Origin of the sequence: Pseudomonas sp. BO3-4, from assembly GCF_034044115.1 — a bacterium.
Classification (GTDB): Bacteria; Pseudomonadota; Gammaproteobacteria; order Pseudomonadales; family Pseudomonadaceae; genus Aquipseudomonas; species Aquipseudomonas alloputida.
Genome location: NZ_CP139018.1, coordinates 1,419,694 through 1,435,622, shown reverse-complemented (window position 1 = coordinate 1,435,622; position 15,929 = coordinate 1,419,694). Strand labels below are relative to the sequence as shown.

The 15,929-nt window shown below is 57.5% G+C and carries 17 protein-coding genes; 5 read left to right on the top strand and 12 right to left on the bottom strand.

Going from position 1 to position 15,929, the window contains the following annotated elements:
- Positions 1–306: 306 nt before the first annotated feature.
- Positions 307–498 carry a YhfL family protein gene (locus REH59_RS06650; RefSeq protein ID WP_003254720.1) on the bottom strand — a complete coding sequence of 64 codons (192 nt, stop codon included), beginning with the start codon at positions 496–498 and terminating at the stop codon, positions 307–309.
- A gap of 190 nt (positions 499–688) precedes the next feature.
- Between REH59_RS06650 and REH59_RS06645 the strand changes: the two genes are divergently transcribed.
- On the top strand, positions 689–1,306 hold the full coding sequence (locus REH59_RS06645; protein WP_003254721.1) for a LysE family transporter: 618 nt from the start codon (positions 689–691) through the stop codon (positions 1,304–1,306).
- Positions 1,307–1,401: 95 nt separating this feature from the next.
- Here REH59_RS06645 and REH59_RS06640 read toward each other — a convergent pair whose 3' ends face one another.
- Genes REH59_RS06640 through REH59_RS06630 form a run of 3 tightly spaced genes read right to left on the bottom strand, consistent with a single transcriptional unit; the run spans position 1,402 to position 5,424 of the window.
- Positions 1,402–2,610, bottom strand: a complete 1,209-nt coding sequence (locus REH59_RS06640) for a hypothetical protein (RefSeq protein WP_004575731.1) — start codon at positions 2,608–2,610, stop codon at positions 1,402–1,404.
- A 10-nt stretch (positions 2,611–2,620) separates the two neighbouring features.
- Positions 2,621–4,555 (bottom strand): hypothetical protein, encoded by a 1,935-nt coding sequence (locus tag REH59_RS06635; protein WP_265536612.1) that lies wholly within the window; start codon positions 4,553–4,555, stop codon positions 2,621–2,623.
- Positions 4,556–4,563: 8 nt separating this feature from the next.
- The gene (locus tag REH59_RS06630) at positions 4,564–5,424 is read right to left on the bottom strand and encodes an SH3 domain-containing protein (protein ID WP_003254727.1); all 861 of its coding nucleotides are present in this window, start codon (positions 5,422–5,424) and stop codon (positions 4,564–4,566) included.
- Between the two features lie 640 nt (positions 5,425–6,064).
- Between REH59_RS06630 and REH59_RS06625 the strand changes: the two genes are divergently transcribed.
- The 4 genes from REH59_RS06625 (at position 6,065) to REH59_RS06610 (ending at position 9,292) form a co-directional block, all read left to right on the top strand.
- Complete coding sequence (locus REH59_RS06625; RefSeq protein WP_003254728.1) at positions 6,065–6,328, top strand: hypothetical protein; 264 nt, start codon at positions 6,065–6,067, stop codon at positions 6,326–6,328.
- Between the two features lie 135 nt (positions 6,329–6,463).
- A complete protein-coding gene (locus tag REH59_RS06620) occupies positions 6,464–6,736 on the top strand; it encodes a DUF3077 domain-containing protein (protein WP_012051485.1) in 273 nt (90 codons plus the stop codon).
- A 1,144-nt stretch (positions 6,737–7,880) separates the two neighbouring features.
- Complete coding sequence (locus tag REH59_RS06615) at positions 7,881–9,044, top strand: DUF2971 domain-containing protein (RefSeq protein ID WP_320450447.1); 1,164 nt, start codon at positions 7,881–7,883, stop codon at positions 9,042–9,044.
- 80 nt (positions 9,045–9,124) lie between these two features.
- The gene (locus REH59_RS06610; protein WP_320450446.1) at positions 9,125–9,292 is read left to right on the top strand and encodes a hypothetical protein; all 168 of its coding nucleotides are present in this window, start codon (positions 9,125–9,127) and stop codon (positions 9,290–9,292) included.
- Positions 9,293–9,470: 178 nt separating this feature from the next.
- Here REH59_RS06610 and REH59_RS06605 read toward each other — a convergent pair whose 3' ends face one another.
- From REH59_RS06605 to REH59_RS06570, 8 genes are all read right to left on the bottom strand, one after another.
- Positions 9,471–10,340: a hypothetical protein gene (locus REH59_RS06605; protein ID WP_320450445.1), complete on the bottom strand. Its 870-nt coding sequence runs from the start codon at positions 10,338–10,340 to the stop codon at positions 9,471–9,473.
- An 81-nt stretch (positions 10,341–10,421) separates the two neighbouring features.
- Complete coding sequence (locus REH59_RS06600; protein ID WP_064590535.1) at positions 10,422–11,321, bottom strand: hypothetical protein; 900 nt, start codon at positions 11,319–11,321, stop codon at positions 10,422–10,424.
- A gap of 365 nt (positions 11,322–11,686) precedes the next feature.
- On the bottom strand, positions 11,687–12,481 hold the full coding sequence (locus tag REH59_RS06595; RefSeq protein ID WP_041167295.1) for a DNA adenine methylase: 795 nt from the start codon (positions 12,479–12,481) through the stop codon (positions 11,687–11,689).
- A gap of 151 nt (positions 12,482–12,632) precedes the next feature.
- Complete coding sequence (locus tag REH59_RS06590) at positions 12,633–13,187, bottom strand: lysis system i-spanin subunit Rz (protein WP_320450444.1); 555 nt, start codon at positions 13,185–13,187, stop codon at positions 12,633–12,635.
- A complete protein-coding gene (locus REH59_RS06585) occupies positions 13,187–13,756 on the bottom strand; it encodes a glycoside hydrolase family 19 protein (RefSeq protein ID WP_014755647.1) in 570 nt (189 codons plus the stop codon). Before REH59_RS06585 ends, REH59_RS06590 begins: the two co-directional genes overlap by 1 nt.
- A 39-nt stretch (positions 13,757–13,795) precedes the next feature.
- Complete coding sequence (locus tag REH59_RS06580) at positions 13,796–14,839, bottom strand: phage late control D family protein (RefSeq protein WP_320450443.1); 1,044 nt, start codon at positions 14,837–14,839, stop codon at positions 13,796–13,798.
- A 58-nt stretch (positions 14,840–14,897) separates the two neighbouring features.
- Entirely contained in the window at positions 14,898–15,104 is a 207-nt protein-coding gene (locus REH59_RS06575) for a tail protein X (protein WP_060494983.1), read from the bottom strand.
- The gene (locus REH59_RS06570; protein WP_320450442.1) at positions 15,079–15,924 is read right to left on the bottom strand and encodes a phage tail protein; all 846 of its coding nucleotides are present in this window, start codon (positions 15,922–15,924) and stop codon (positions 15,079–15,081) included. Before REH59_RS06570 ends, REH59_RS06575 begins: the two co-directional genes overlap by 26 nt.
- Positions 15,925–15,929: the final 5 nt, after the last annotated feature.

Genomic DNA, 15,929 nt, shown 5'->3' with positions numbered 1-15,929 from the left:
ACAGAGGGAGGGCCTGTGGCTGGCCCCGGTAAAGCGTGTTCTTCAGCGCAGGCTTTTTGTTGATCATTGTTCAGCAGCCAGAGAACCAGAAAACGGCTCGGCCTTTGGTCGAATTGACCGACAAGGCTGAATCGTTTTTCCGATTGTATCTGAAATGCCAGCACAAACAAATTGCAGGCAGACGCGTCAAGGCGACCGGTTGCCCCAGCGGCAGTTTGTCACGTCAAAAACAAAAACCCCCGGCCATGTGCATGACCGGGGGCCTTGGATCACGCCGCAAGCGTCGCGATCAGGGTACCGCCAAGATTACTGCTGCTGAGGCAGTTTATCGATCGGGCCGCAGCCACCGATGATCTTGGAGATGGAAACCGAAGGGTGGAACAGGTAGTCGTAGGTGCAGTTTTTTGGTTGGTTGTAAACTTGGCCAGTGCAACCCGACAGCAGGGCAACACCCGAAACGACAGCAACGGCAACGGTGGCCTTGAACAGCTTTTTCATTACTCAGTCCTTTAAATGAATCATCTTCGACCATCGTCTGATGGCCGCGGAATCATACAGACTCCAGGCATTGGATCCAAGCCGCACTTGGCACAGGTTCTTTGCAACTGTGCAACAACAGGTTGAAAAGCGCGCCGTTGGCGACGATAGTTCAGCGCACTGCCTTCGCAATGCCCAACAGGAACTCACCATGCTTGGCGTCACCGACTACGGCGCATTCGTCATCGCCTTCCTCATTCTTCTGGCCATCCCCGGCCCGGGCAATTTCGCCCTGATCACCGCCACCGGCAAGGGCGGTATCAAGGCAGGCCTGGCCGCGACCTGTGGCGTTATCGTGGGTGACCAGGTGCTGCTGTGGCTGGCGGTAGCCGGCGTCGCCACCCTGCTGGCCACCTACCCTGCCGCCTTTCATATGGTGCAGTGGGCGGGGGCTGCATACCTGGCCTACCTGGGCCTGCGCATGCTGCTGAGCAAACCCGGTGGTGCAGCACACACCTGCCGCATGGACAACGGCCAGTACCTGCGCCAGACCATGATGATCACCCTGCTCAACCCCAAGGCGATCATGTTCTACATGGCGTTTTTCCCACTGTTCGTCGACCCGGTGAAGCACCAAGGGCTGGTGACGTTCGGTTTCATGGCGGCAACAGTGGCAGTGGTGACCTTCCTGTATGGGCTGATTGCCGTGGTGCTGACCCATCAACTGGCCGAGCGCATGCGCGCCAACCCGCGAATTGCCAATATGTTCGAGCGGCTGGCGGGGGCTTGCCTGGTGGGATTCGGCATCAAACTGGCGGCGATGCGCTGATCCCAAGCCCGACAGGGTCCGGGCACACCTGACAGCAAAAAAAGCCCCCGGCAACTCAGGGTTCCCGGGGGCTTGTTCACTCAGCCATTACCCAGTCAATTGGTTTCCAGCTGATACGCCTTGCTCACGAACAACGCCGCAAACAGGCTCTTGCCTTCCTTGAAGGTGTACTGCTCTTCGAAACTGCCGTCTTCGACCAGCTTCTGCCCGATGGCGCATTCCGAATCGCTGTGGTTCTTGGCCTTGGCGCCAAAGTCACTGCTCCACGACGACAGCCCAACCTCCTGGCAGAAGGCTGCGAACTTTGCCTTGGGGACTTGCTGCTGGTAATCGCTGAAAGCCTCTTTCAGCGATTTGAAGCCACTGTAGCTCACCGAGTAGTTCTCGACCTTGGCCTTGCGGGCAAAGCCGCTGACCGCTTCAGCCAACACCGCCTGGCCGGTGTACGGGCTGTACGCGCCAATCAGCATCGCGCTCAGGGCACTCTTGAGCTGGGTTTCGACATCGTCCAGTTCCGGCAGCGACTGGAAGTCGGCCTTGCGCACGATCTCCCCCACCTTGGAGCCGTCGTTGCGGTGGGTGACCACGAACGCCATCGAGCCTTCGCCATCGCTGGAGCGCTTGATGGTGAAGTCCAGGTCGACCGTGGTACCAAAGTCACCGGTGCTGCTGACCAGAAACGCGCCGGTTACTGGCTGGCGCACCGCCATGTTGGCGCCCCAGGTGAAGTTCGACGGGGCGGCCCGACCATTGGCGGCCAGCTCGGCACGTGGCTGGACTTCGTCGCTGACATCCGCCACCAGCACGACTTCAGCCCCCTTGCTGGCAACGTAAGGGTTGGCCATCTGCATGCCCAGCAACTGGATATGAATGCTGCCATCCTTGCTGTCTCCGTCATGGGCCAGCTTCAGCGCATCAGCCTTCAGGTACACCCCGGCCACATTGCGGCTGACATTGAGCTGGTACTTGGCCCAGCCCGCCAGGCCTTCCTCAGCCGAACCACCCTGTACGGACTCCATCAAGCCCGACAGGCCGCGCATGAACTGCTGGGCGCCATTGGTCTGCGCCGCCGCCACGCGGATCTCCGGGTCGGCTACCGTCAGGTTGCCGGAAAACGCCGAGTAGGAAATGTCCCCCTCCGACAGCACATCCTCAAGGAAATAGCGCTCCTTGAAGTCGTCGTAGTAGGCCAGCGCAGCCTTCTTGCCCGAGCTGGCGACCATCGCATAGCCACCACCGAGCACCAGCACCGCTGCGGCCACACCGCCAATCAGCAGCTGCTTCTTGTTCATCTGTTTGATCATGGTGTTTGCCTCACTGGACCATGGCGGAAGCGTTGTTCCAGTCGTTCACGTACTGTTGGGAGACCTCGGGGGTCCAGCTGAAATCGATACCGGCGTTGGGGAATTCCTTGGCCAGCACGGCGCCGAACGACACGCGGTCGGCACAGTGGTCCTGTTTGCAGGCCTCGGGTTCACCGGCGCTGTAGGCACGGTAGGTAGGCACGGCGCGGCCGTCGTCCAGCGGGTAGTACGGCGTGGCGTTGGCCACCTGGGTCACGTACCAGCCTTCGCTGTATTCCTCGTCCGCAACCAGGCGGCCGTTGCTCGGGAAGTCGATGCTGTAGAAGTCACCTTTCTTGCCGGTAACGTGCACCATCATCGGCACTACGCTGGCCGAGGTCGCAGGGTTTTGCTGCTCCAGTGGCGAAGCGAAGCGCACCTTGATACCGGCCATCTGCGCCAACGCCTCGGTTTCGCGCCCCTTGAAGTCGCTCATGCCGTCCTGCAACTGCTGGTAACGTTCCAGCACACGGGTGTGCACGCGGGCCAGCTCCTGTTGGCGCTGACGCTGCTCACGCACACGCTGCTGCTCGCGCTGTACCGCCCAGTTGGCACCGTCGCGCACATCGAAGAACAGGCCTTGGCGGTTGATGCCGATGCGGTTGCGGGTGATTTTCTGCGCGTCGTTGCCCCAGATGTTGTTCGAGATCGCCGACAGGTCTTTGACGATGAACAGGTTGGCCACATCGGTGGTGGTCGGCGAGGTGGTCTTGATCAGGTCGAAGATTTCCAGCGCAGCTTCCTTGTACTTGGTCGCGTCCAGGGCAAACGACTCGTCCGGGGTGACCGCGACGTAGTAAGGGTCGCTGCCGAACGGGCGGAGCACCCCGTAGCTGGAGCGGGTGAACGTCAGGTACACCTTCATCTGCCGGCCGGGGATCTCACCGACCAGGAACGCGGCCTGGTCAGCTTGCGGCGTGAGATAAGAAACGGCCTTGTCCTTTACCGCAGGCTCAAGGTGCTTGTTGAAGATCAAACCACTCGGGTGAGCATAGACGCGGGTCCAGTTATCACCCCGGTAGGTACCCACAGCCTTCCAGCTGATTTTGTCGAAGCTGCCTTCACCAAAGCCGGACGCCGGGCACGGCATGGCCGGGGTGGTGCCGAACGACAGGGTGTCGCCATCGCCGATGATCGAGGTACTGAGCACCCATTTGCAGCCGGTGCCGTCCGTTACCTGCATCAGGTTGCGGTTTTCCAGGACCACCGAGCGACCGAAGTCCGAAGTGGGGGCTGCGGCGACTGCTGTGGCAGGTGCCGGAGCGGGCGGCACAACAGGGGCTGCTGCCGGGGCTTCGGGGGTTGGGGCTGGCTCTGCAGCTACGGCTGGCGCGGGCGCGGGGGCCGGAGCGGGTTTTGCCTGCGCAGGTGCGGCTTCGACCACTGCCGGGGCCGCTGCAGCAGCAGGGGCTGGGGCTGGGGCCGGAGCAGGTGCCGGTGTCGGTGTCGGTGCAGCAGCAGCCGGTGCTTCTGGCTGCGCAGGTGCCGGAGCGGGGGCAGCTGCTGCAGCCGGCGCCGGGGCGGCAGCGGCAGGTGCAGGTGCAGGCGCAGGCGCAGGCGCAGGCGCAGCAGCCAGTGTCACCAGCCCGAGGTTGCTGGCATTGCCCGAGCCGCTGGCGTACAGGTTGCCCTTGGCATCGACCGCCTTCCAGCTCACCTTGGCGGTCGAGCAGTCCTTGGCGAACACGAACGGCAGCTTGGTCAGCAGGCCTGACAGCAGTTCCTGGTTATCCCAGGCCGGGCGGGTAATGGTCAGGTCGACCTGGGGTTTGCACCAGGTGGTGGCATCCCCGGGCACTTCGACCTTGATGTTGTCTTTCTTGGAAAAGGCCAGCTCGTGGGCGAACGCCTGCGGTACCAGACCACAAGCGCCGATCACAGCCAGCGCGAGCGCGTGCTTTTTCATGGAGTTCCTCAGATCAGTTCCCAGGTGCCGTTGGCTTGTTTGCAGAAGGTGTTCTGCTCTTGTTCGGTCTGGCCGCTTTGCGATTTCAGGCTGACGGTGACCGGGCGGCAGGCCGCTTCGGCGGCAACTGTCTGGGTTGGCAGCGACTGCACCGAGTCCAGGTCGAAGCCTTGGGTTTCCTTGCTGGCGGCAACGTCCAGCTCGTCCAGGTTGACGGCTGGCGTTACACGCTTGGCAACCGCTTGCGCCTTGGGCTCGACGTAGTTCTTGTGCACATAGCCCACGGTCACACCCTTGCGGCCGACCAGAATCCAGTCACCGGTGGAGCCCACGGCGGTGAATTCGGTGTGGTTCTTCAGGCTGCCGACTTTCTCGCCAGCCTGGTTAGGCGCGGCGCGCACGTTGAGGTTGTCGCTGATGGTCACATACGGCTCGTTGATCAGCTTCATCGACGGCACCGCCTGGATCTTCGGCGCGCGCTTGACCTCGACCTGCTTGGTCTTGGTGTATTCCTTGCCCGGCACGATCTGCGCGGTGGCGCCGGAGTGGTCGGACTTCCAGGTCACTGGCTGGGCACTGGCAGTGGTTTGCTGCTGGCTCAGCACTTCCTGCGTACGCAGCGCCAGGGCTTGCTGGTCCTTTTCATCGAGCATGTGGCCGATGCGGTTGCCCACGTAGGCGCCAATGCCACCTGCGATCAGCGCGGCGGCGATCTTGCCGTTGCCACTGCCCATGGTCGAGCCGATGGCCACACCGGCCAGGCCACCGATCACGGTGCCCGCTTGCTCTTTGCTGATCCCGAGCTGTGCACAGGCCGTGGTAGAGGCGATGGCGACCGCCAGAAGGGACGCGACGAATTTCTTACGCAAGTGGAGCACTCCATTTTCGGTGGGGCGCACAGCCGCGTACCGCAGCCAATGGTTGGCGGCAGCATTCGAGTTTGTGCGGGGTTTTCAGAAAGTGTGCAGCACTGGCCGCAGACGACAATTCAGCCGTCCAGCGAGGGGCGCAGGGGGAGACCAGTACGGCGCAAAGCATCCAACGAATCCATGTCAGGAAGAGTTCATCGCCCAGCGCGCGTAATCATTACGGCGTGTGGCCTGGGCGTGAGTGGCGTATCAGAGCGCCGCATTGTAGCCCAAGGTGCCATTGTCAGTTCAAGACAAAATGTTGCAGGAAGCCTGTCTGATTGATTAGTAGAAATCCGTCCTACAACTTCTACTCAGAATTATCCCCTTCCTTGTAGGGCGTTTCCCAAACATACTGCCAACCCGCTCAAACGGTTGCGACGGATTCGGTCGCGCTCTAGTCTCGGCTCGTCGTTGTGAAATCAGCGACCGGCTTTGACAGGCCGACTACTCAAGTTTCCGTTGCAGCGCTTAATGGCAGCTGTGCATGGGGCACATTCGTGTGCGCCGGGTCCTTGGGTACCGGTCTGTCAACCCATGTATAGCTGCCTCCATTCGTTTGACAGCGTTGCCAGGCGGCTCCACTACCCAAGGAGCTTACATGCGCAAGACAGTCCCCGATCCACCCTACTCCCCCCATTCCACCCAGATCCTGCAAGACACCCTGGTCCAGTCCTCAGAGTACGTACTCTGCGCCCTGTCCGTGGCCCGCCAATCCGTGCAACTCAAACCCACCGCCCACAGCTCGATCGTGATGCAGGCCGTGATCCATGAAATGGAAGCGGTACAGGGGCTGGTCGAGTCGGCGTTGATGCAGTTGCAGATGCGGCCGCATTTACCCACAGAGCCTCACACCTTGCATTAGCAGGTCAGGCCTCTTCGCGGGCACGCCCGCTCCCACAGGTCACCACAGCCGTCACGCACTGCACAGTACCTGTGGGAGCGGGCGTGCCCGCGAAGAGGCCAGCCCAGGCAACCCAGAATCCAGGGAAACAAAACAATGCCCACCGACAACACAACAGAACCCACCACAGTCGGCAAGACCTGCTTCTACCAAGGCGAAAACAACACCCACCCGCTGTTCCGCATCGAACCCGGCATCCCCTGCCAGGACGCCCGCGAACAGGCCTCCGAACTGATGGGTTACGTGCGCGACCTGATCATCACCGGCCTGATGGACGGCGACCAGAAACTGATCTGGGCCTCGCATTACCTGAGCGCGATGGCCAAGGCGCTGCTGGATGATGCTGAGTTGGGGATGATGAAAAAGTAAGACGCAACGAAAAAGCCCCCGGAAGCTTTCGCTTCCAGGGGCTTGATCTTGTATGGCGGAGAGATAGGGATTTGAACCCGCCCGCAACGCCCGCTAGGCCGCACCAGACCCTATTTTACTGGAGGACACATAGAGCAAAATGACCTTAAGCGCCCCTAGGCGGCCCCAGATTTGCCCTAAAATTGCCCTAAGCTGTCGCAGCAGAGACTAAGATTCGTCTGTAGCGCTCAAGCCAGAAAATCCTTGGTTGGACGGTCTTTCGTTGACCGACGCAAATGCTCCTGACGCTTTGAAACTGCCTGTAAGTAGCACTGATCGCAACATGCATCCTCGGCAGAACTGACTATGGCCGAGCTGCTCCGCATGGAGTAACGACCACAGACACACCGACATACCCAACGCCCTTTTTTGTCGGCCGAAAGTCCCATGACCGTGAAACGTCCAAATCGGTCCCCGGTGTAATTTCTGAAAGACGGGTTGGCTCTAGCAGCATCCGGGACTGATTTGATAGCCAGGGGCAGATCGGAATCCAGACTGGTAGCGTTTGCCTGGTATTCAAACTGCTCACCTTTTGCGACAACCCGTGCCGCTACCGCGTCAATTGGTTTCTCGTGACCAGCTTTCATTGAGGGCTTCCATGCGTGGGTTCGAAGTCGATGCTAGCGCAATCGTCGCGTCTTCGGCAGGGTGTAAACTCCGAAGGTGCTGGCGCAATGACAACGAGGGCCTCGCCTCGACGAGTCGAGCCTTGGGTCAGAAACGACTGCTCTCTTATGCCGATGATGGATCGGGCATGGTCTCCCCGCAACCCAGTAGACACAACGCAGCGAAGCAACCCAAGCCTGTACCATTTTTGTACCAATCCGGTGCCAGCGCGTATATGCTATGCCTGACATTAAACGAACACTACTCGGACGCCTCCCAAGCGCTAAACTTCTAGTCGCGCTACGTCCTTTCTGATAGTTTCTGAATCTATCGAAAGTAAAGTGCGCTCGATGCATATAATGGCCGCACACCGTAGATAATGACCCACTGCTCTCACATGAGCACACACTTAGTTAACGCATTAAATATTCATACCAACAATACGCACCCAGCGTGCTTTAACATCTAAGCCCTAGCTCCATGAGGAGGAACTCAAAAAATGCTTATATATCGATATAGACCTTCTGGCCTCCTATCACAAAAAGGGCTGCTATATGACGAATGGTACTTTGCATCGCGCGAAGAGCTAAATGACCCTATAGAGATGCAATCAAAATTCGAATTCCATGGAAACTCTCTTGAAACTTGGAATTTGATATCAACGAAAATTTGGGAAGATGCGAATGAAGCTCAAATTATAGCAACCTATATTGCAAACCTGTGCCCCATATCATATGAACAACTGCTACAAGACTTCGAAAAACACAAACAAATAATCATAACCACAACCTTCAAAGACAAAACCACAACATTCAAAGAGCTTCTTGAGTTTCGAAATAAACTCGATACTCTAGAGTCAACCTTGTCACTTTACTCTCCCGGATCTGGCTATTCCGTCTCGTTATCAAAAAACCCTAGCGACATGCTTATGTGGTCACACTATGCAAGCAGCCATCAAGGCTACTGCATTGTCTACCGCCCCATAGATGGCTATCTCCATCAATGCCCCAACAGAACAAAACAATCACTTCAAATCTCAAATGCGCACAGTGCACATATTGGACATCGCTTCAAAGTAAATGAAGTGCACTATAGGGATCAACTGGACGCAATTGATGCATTTAGTTTACTCCCCTGCCACTTTACTGGCTATCCCCATTTGCCAGAGCCGGACCGACTTCAGTACCACTCAACCATTCAAAACCAACTCTTAACAAAGAACAAATGCTGGGAATATGAAAAAGAGTGCAGACTCTTGCTCCCCCAACCAAGCAAATACATATCCGGAGAATCAACCTACAGCAACTTACAAAGGCTTTTTTATTATGATTTTAGTCAAATTGTAGGCATAATTTTTGGCGCAAGAATGTCTGAGCACGAAAAGGAAACAATACGAGAAATCGTAAACCTAAAACTTAAAAATCGCTTCGCAAATTTTGGCGCACCTGATAAAAAAACTTATGTTTTTGACTTCCTCTTCCAAGAAGTTGACATTTGCGCTTCATCTCGGACCGTCAACATAAGGGACTTGGAGCTTAATTCTATGGGCTCAACACTATCTCCCGGATCCGAATACTATGCCCGGCAGCTGAAGAAATGGAAAGAATTCAAAGGAATGACAATAGAGTCAGGAACCTTCATGGACGAGTCTATCCCTTTATAATCAGGCTGCCGCATTTCGCAGAATATGAATGGTAATCTCGGCCGTGAGCGCGGTGCCCACGGGGCGAGACAGGGCGGGCTATGACCGCTCAACCCTACTTTGCCATCAGAGCAGCACTGGAGGAGCTGTTCCTCTGGCTAAGTCAACGCCGCTTGATCCACATCCACGACAATGTCATGGCGGTCCAGATGACGCTGGACAATCACACGGAAGTAATCTCCATCGGGATCGAGCGTCCACGCGCTTGAATCAAATCTGCCCACTGCCTCCTATGCTACTAGAGGCGGGGCCAGACCCTGCTGCGGGACAGCACTACAGATTGATTTACACAGGCTCTGAGGGTTTGATGAAGCTAGCTGTCGGTGAGCTTTCTGGAAGCTAGGGCTGACACTGTTAGCTAGCGAGTCGAGAAGTAGTATTTAGCCACTACAAGATCGGCAAATATGCTCCATAAGCCCAAAGAATGGTACCAAACACGGTCAGCCCTATACCGGTCAATTCTGACCTCAACTCAAGTGCCAGACGCTGACGAGTTGCCTCCTGACTCCGCGCCGCGATAATTTCGGAATCCGCCTGAGAAACTGGAGGGCCAGTCATTCCAGTGCTGTTTACAATTAATTCTTCTCGCTTAAGATATTTCTCGATAGTTGTGAACTTTACAGTCGATAGCAATCCAATAATCGTAATCGGGCCTCCTGCCGCTGCAAACAACGCAATGTCGTTCTTAAGAAACATGAGTATGAAAGAGGCGACCAGCAGCAACAGCACCAACACCACATTTACTGGAAACGAGGTCAACCACAAGATGAACAAGCAAAACTTCTCTAATACATCTGCATCTTTTCTGCGACTCCGCTCACCCTTGAAAAACTCGCTCCCCCAACGATTAGCAAGGACGAGGGCAAAAGTAGTGAGCACTGTCCACACCAATAGCTCAACCTCGGAACCTGGTAGCGCATATTTATTTGTAAAATCTTCGACATCCTTGCTCATAAAGCCACTCATGTGGCGAATCATAAAACCCGCCAGAATTTGAGTCGTGTTAAAGGTCACACTTATGCACACCAGAGACACAACAAAAATATTTACTGCATGCGCCACCGCATCACTTCGAAGCCTTTTCGAGAGATAGATCCCAAACACAACGGAAGCCGCAGCTGCTAAGTATGCAATAAACCCCGCAAAAAACTCATACTTAAAGGTAACCAATACAATCACAGCGCCTAGAATCGAAGCAATAAATATTGAAAGCACATCAAGCAGTGTAGGTTTCAAAGCCCTTCTCAGCGCATCCATTTAAAAATCTATCCTTTATCATCGTACAGGTTAAATAATCGGCCCAATTAGCGAACAGTCTTCCGATTACGCATTAAATATTTACTGAGCGATCTCTATCACAAAATCTTGTTCTGCCCCCCTACACACCCAGTGCTCCATTGCACTTAGGATTCTTAATGCTATGGGAACATCCGCAAATGGATTGTATATCATTGCTGACGTATACTCGCCTGCTAGAATGCTCTGCTCGGTGAGAACAACACCCAAAACTGCACTTATGCTTTTATTCTCTTTAGCAAAAAAACTATTAGCAGGAACAGACGCCCCGGAGTGATTCAAAATAGATGGACGACACTCAAAATCCTGACCAACAACATCACCAGTATACCTATCAATTACAAATTGCTTCGCCCCTACTCCAAACAAAATCTCAACCGGTACGGGCAGCGTGCTGATCCCAGTGAAATCTGGAAATCCTCTCCGATTTAGCAAACTGGAATTAATGGCAATCACACACTTATCGGAGATACCCACAACCCCATCAGCAATATACTTATCAAACTGCCTTTTCTTTTGAGCAAACGCCGATGTCCACCGCAAACTCAACTCCGTATGAGGTACATTAAAGACCCTCCCAGGAAGGAAGTCGAAATACTCACTAGGCACCCTTGCAGGCTCTGGCGTATGCAACTCAATCCAGATTGACTCGCCGTCTTTTTCTGCAAAAAAATCAGGGCCTATTGCTTTGCTGCGCAACTTAAATCCATCTCGCCACAAGTAATCAGCAAGCAGCATTTCGCCGACTCGCTGAGAGTACGCGGCGGCTGGCCCTCTGCAAAGTTGGGTTTCGAAATGCCCATCGGCAAGTCCTGCCTCTTTGAATCTGTCGTAAAGATCTGTCAATTTCTCTACTGCGTCAGCTCCTGTTGAGGGGCGAGCACGCGACCAGCTATCTATGAACTTCTTGATCACACACTCTCTCAAAGGATGCTGCATCATGACTTCTTCCGATCCTCGTAAACTGACGATGACAATCTGTCTGTTAGGTCGCCCCCAACCCCAAGCGTCCTAAGCATACCCGAGCACACCCCAATTGCCCCCGGCTTGGTGTTACCTGCTGAAGCCCAGAAGCGACTCCGCCAGGTTCTCGAATAGATTGAGGCCGCCACCAGCCCTGTCAATTGCCTGATCGCGCACGCGACCGCCGAGGGTGTCTTCATAGGCCTAGAAATGGGACACCGCCTTCACTCCGCCATCGACCGCATGGATATCCTGGTCGACAACGTCGCCTGCCAGCGATTGGCCGAGCAAGCCGGCGACGCACAGCTCTAACCTATCCGGCTAATCTAGGCTGCTGCAGAGCCTCAGAACAAGCCACCCAGCGAGGAAGGCTGCCAGTTCATGATCACCAGCTCGTTGGTCACCTCCGCCTTGCACTGCCGCTGGTTCGTGTTGCTATAGCGGATATCCAAGTACTCGAAGTGAAAGCCGTCGAAGGCGCGCCTGATTTCCGGGTGGTCATTGATGCTGACCATCACCTTGCCTTTGCACCCATGCATGAACTCGGCCATGCGCTCATACTCCTCGAATGGGAAATCCACGCCATAGCCTGCGGTCTGCCAGTACGGTGGGTCCATGTAGAAGAATGTGTGCGCTCGATCGTAGCGCTCGGCGCAGGCGAGCCAGGACAGATTTTCGACGTAAGTGCCGGCGAGACGCTGCCAGGCGGCGGACAGGTTCTCCTCGATGCGCAGCAGGTTGATGGCCGGCCCAGTGGTGGCGGTGCCGAACGTCTGCCCGGTGACCTTGCCGCCGAACGCGTGCTGCTGCAGGTAGAAGAATCGGGCGGCGCGCTGGATATCGGTCAGGGTCTCGGGGCGGGTCATCTTCTGCCACTCGAAGATCTGCCGGGAGCTGAGCGCCCACTTGAACTGGCGCACGAACTCCTCCAGGTGGTTCTGCACAACACGGTAGAGGGTGACCAAGTCACCGTTGAGATCGTTCAGCACCTCCACCGGAGCGGGCTGGGGACGCATGAAGAATAATGCGGCACCGCCGGCGAAGACTTCGACATAGCATTCATGAGGGGGAAAGAGTGGGATTAGGCGGTCGGCCAGGCGGCGTTTGCCACCCATCCAGGGAATGATAGGAGAGGTCATATATATGCAAGTCTTTACTGTATGGATAAACAGGTGTTAGGCTCGCCGCGCTTTGTGCACAAGGCAGAGGCTACGGCTGGACTTGCAGGAAGGGTCTGCGGGTTCGGCGGGCCGGGCTGGATGTTGGCGCATCTACCCGGCTCGCCTCTTTTCATTTGGTGACTTCGCGGACGTAGGCCTGGCAGGCCTGCAGTGCGATCAGTCCCCGATCACCGGTGTCGGTGATGCCGATAATTCGTTGAGCATGCGCTGGGTCAAGTCGGGCGCGTACGGCGCCATGAACCACGCTTCCGGCGCCGGCGGCTTCTCGCACCCCACCGTCACCACCCGGGGCGGCAAAGGCTCCGGCGTCGACAAGGACTGACAGCCGCAAGTCAGCAGTAGCCAGCCGGTCACGCAGGCGATCTTGAATCTGTTGTGCATCGTTCATCTCCTGCCAATGTGTTTTGCCCTGCTCCTGCAGGCGATCCTCCAGGTCTTTGCGCTGACTTTTCTGTTCAGCCAACTGCTCCAGGGCAGCAGTTGCAGCTTCCTCACGCTCACGACCGTAAGCCCGATCCTTATCCGCCAGCTGCTGGACATAATCTGCAGCCTGATCAGCAAGTTGCCTGCCGTACTCGCTGGCCTGCCAAACCCAGACGCCCCGGCCGCCGGCATAGAGCCCGACCGCAGCGGCCAGCAAGGCGATACGCCAATTCAGCGACATTACTGCAGCACCTCAAGCGCTCGCTTATAGAGCGCCTGGCGATCTTTCAACCCATTCAGGCCACCATTGATGCGGCGGGTGATCGACTCGAACACCGAGTCATCGGCCTGCAGCACCTTGTCCGCGAGGCTATTGAGTCCTGCCCGCTGCCAGTACCAACCGGCCGACAGCGACGCGTAGACAGGCTGCTCGAGCAGGTCGGGGGTGTTGAGCAAGCGACTGTCACCGAACAGCGCTTCGCTGCAGGCCTCATAGTTGTCGCGGCCGGTGACCTGAATGAGCCCACGGCCACGGTACCGCTGACCATCGCCATCAGCCGCCGGGGTGTTGCCGAGTCGTTCCGCCAGCCGCCCGGTGTCGTACTTGGCCAGGTAGGCATCGTTACCAAGCTCTCGCACATACACAAGCTGGCCCGACTCATGGCCCACTTGTGCAAGGAACGCGGCCATACGCCGAGGGGTGATGATCGAGTACTTGCCCATTGTTGCGTTGAGGCCGGGAACAAAAACGCCGGCTTTAGAGCCGGCGTTCGGGTAGATCTTCTGAAGTTGTTGAACCGAGATAGCCATTGATTTCTCCAGTAATGATGACCGTGTGCGGCCGAGGGGTTACAGCTGCTCGACCTTGAGCGGCTTGCTGTCTTTCTTTTTCTTGCCAGAGGCCTTGGCCTTGCCCTTCTTGCCGCCATTGCACTCGACAGTCGTGGTCCAGCCGGATTGGGTGAAGACCTGCTCTACCCCATCCACCAGGTACTCGCCATCGAGACCCGGCTTGAAGCCCTGGGCGTTGATCGAGCGCTCTGCGAACAGGTCGGTGCGACCGGCCATTTCCAGGCGCACGCCGGCCGTGCTGCGGTTGAACGCAGCCAGACGCGCCTTGGCGGCCTGTTGGGCGGCGGTTTTGTTGGGGTAGACGTGACGGTCTGTGTGCACCGGCGGCAGGCCGTCCGGCGACTCGTCGTTGGCCAGCTCGACCACCTGCAACTTGCCGGTCTTGGGGTCTTGGTGCTGGGTCTTCACGGCCTTCTGCGAGTTGCGGTCGCCGAGGCGGAACTGGTAGCGGGAAACGTCCGTCTTGTTGATGGTGATGATCGACAGCGCCTTGCCGGTAGTGCTCTGCCCGCCTTGCCGAGGCATCACCAGAAGCTTGCTCTCGGCTACCTTGGCGGTGCAGTCGTACTGCTTGGCCAGGCGGGTGACAAAGTTGTAATCCGACTCGTTGCGCTGGTCGATGCGCTCGACCTTGGTGTCGACCGGGCAAGACACCTCCCAGCCATTTCGCTTGGCAATTTCGCCGACGATCTGCGACAGCGGCACGTTCTCCCAGCTGCCGCTGCGCACGGTCTTGCCGCTGCCGCGCATGTCGCTGGCCTTGCCGCGAATGACGATGGTGTCGGGCGGGCCGCTCAGCTCCACCTCGTCGACGGTGTAGGCCCCCAGGCGGGTCAATCCTTGGCCCTCATAGCCCATCATGACCACCACGTTGCTACCGCGCGCCGGCAGCGCAACGGCCTGGTCGCGGTCGTCAATGCGCAGCTCGAACTCGTCCGACTCCATGCCGGGTTTGTCCGAGGTGCGCAGCAGCAACAGGCGGTCATTGATCAGCGCGGTGATGTCGTTGCCATCCGCGACGATTTGATACGTGGGTTTCATGCTTGCTCCAGGAACGAAAAACCCCGCACAGGGCGGGGTTCGTTACGCGTAACGCGGATTAGCCGAACAGCTGCAGCAGCTCGACGGCCGGGGCCGGAAGGTCCGGCAGCTGGATAAGCAGACCGGCGCGGTACGGCTGCGCCTGCCTGGCCAGATCCGGGTTGGCATCGAGCACGGCCTCGACCGTGCCGTTGAGGTGCCCGTAATGGTGCTGACAGATCACATCGAGCAGATCACCGTCAGATGTTCTGCAGGTCGTTGCCATAGCTCACAAACTCCAGGGTGAAGCCTTGTTTTCGGGGGATACCGCCGGCCAGCAGGTGGCTTTGTTCCTCCTCGATGCTGACCAGGCACCAGTCGCCCAGCACCTCGCCGTAGCCCGTCACCAGGTTCAATGCCCGCAGGTTGCGGCCTATGGAGCGCAGGGTGTTGAGCTGCTTGAGCCCGGCTTTGTGGTTCGGGAAGATCGCACCCTTGAGCGTGATCTTTTCCTCACCCAGGCCCACGGCCTGCTGCGCCACGCTGCGGCGCAAACGCTCTTGACCCGCCCAACGAAACGACACCTGCCGGCGCAGCTCGTCAAACGCAGCCGTACCGAGGTTGAAGTAATACGGCTGGGCGTTGGGCTCATGCGGCTGGATGATCAGCAGATGCGGGAACGGCGCCACAGCCTCCGGCGTCGGCGTAGCCGAGCCCAGCAGCCCGCCACTGGGCAGGATGTTGGACAGTGAGGGGCTGAGCTTGCCAGCCACTCGGCTGACCTCCGACGACACCTTGCTGGCCATCTGCTTGAACGTACCGAGACGCTCCTGCACTTGGCTAACGCCCGATACCGCCCGGCTATAGGCCGACGTTATCTGTCCCACCCGCGCCTGCGCCACACCGATACTGCGCACCAGCCGGCCCGCCTTGGCGCCCAGCTCGGGCGGCAGAAACGGGATGCTCTCCAGTTCAGACGCGGCACCAGTAATGCTGCTGATAGCGCCGTTGAGCGGGACCAGCATGCCGTCGGCGCTTTTCCGGCCAGCCTCCCCCGCTGCCACCAGGCTGGACAGGGAAGATTCCAGCTGCTCCATGTAGGGCATAGGCC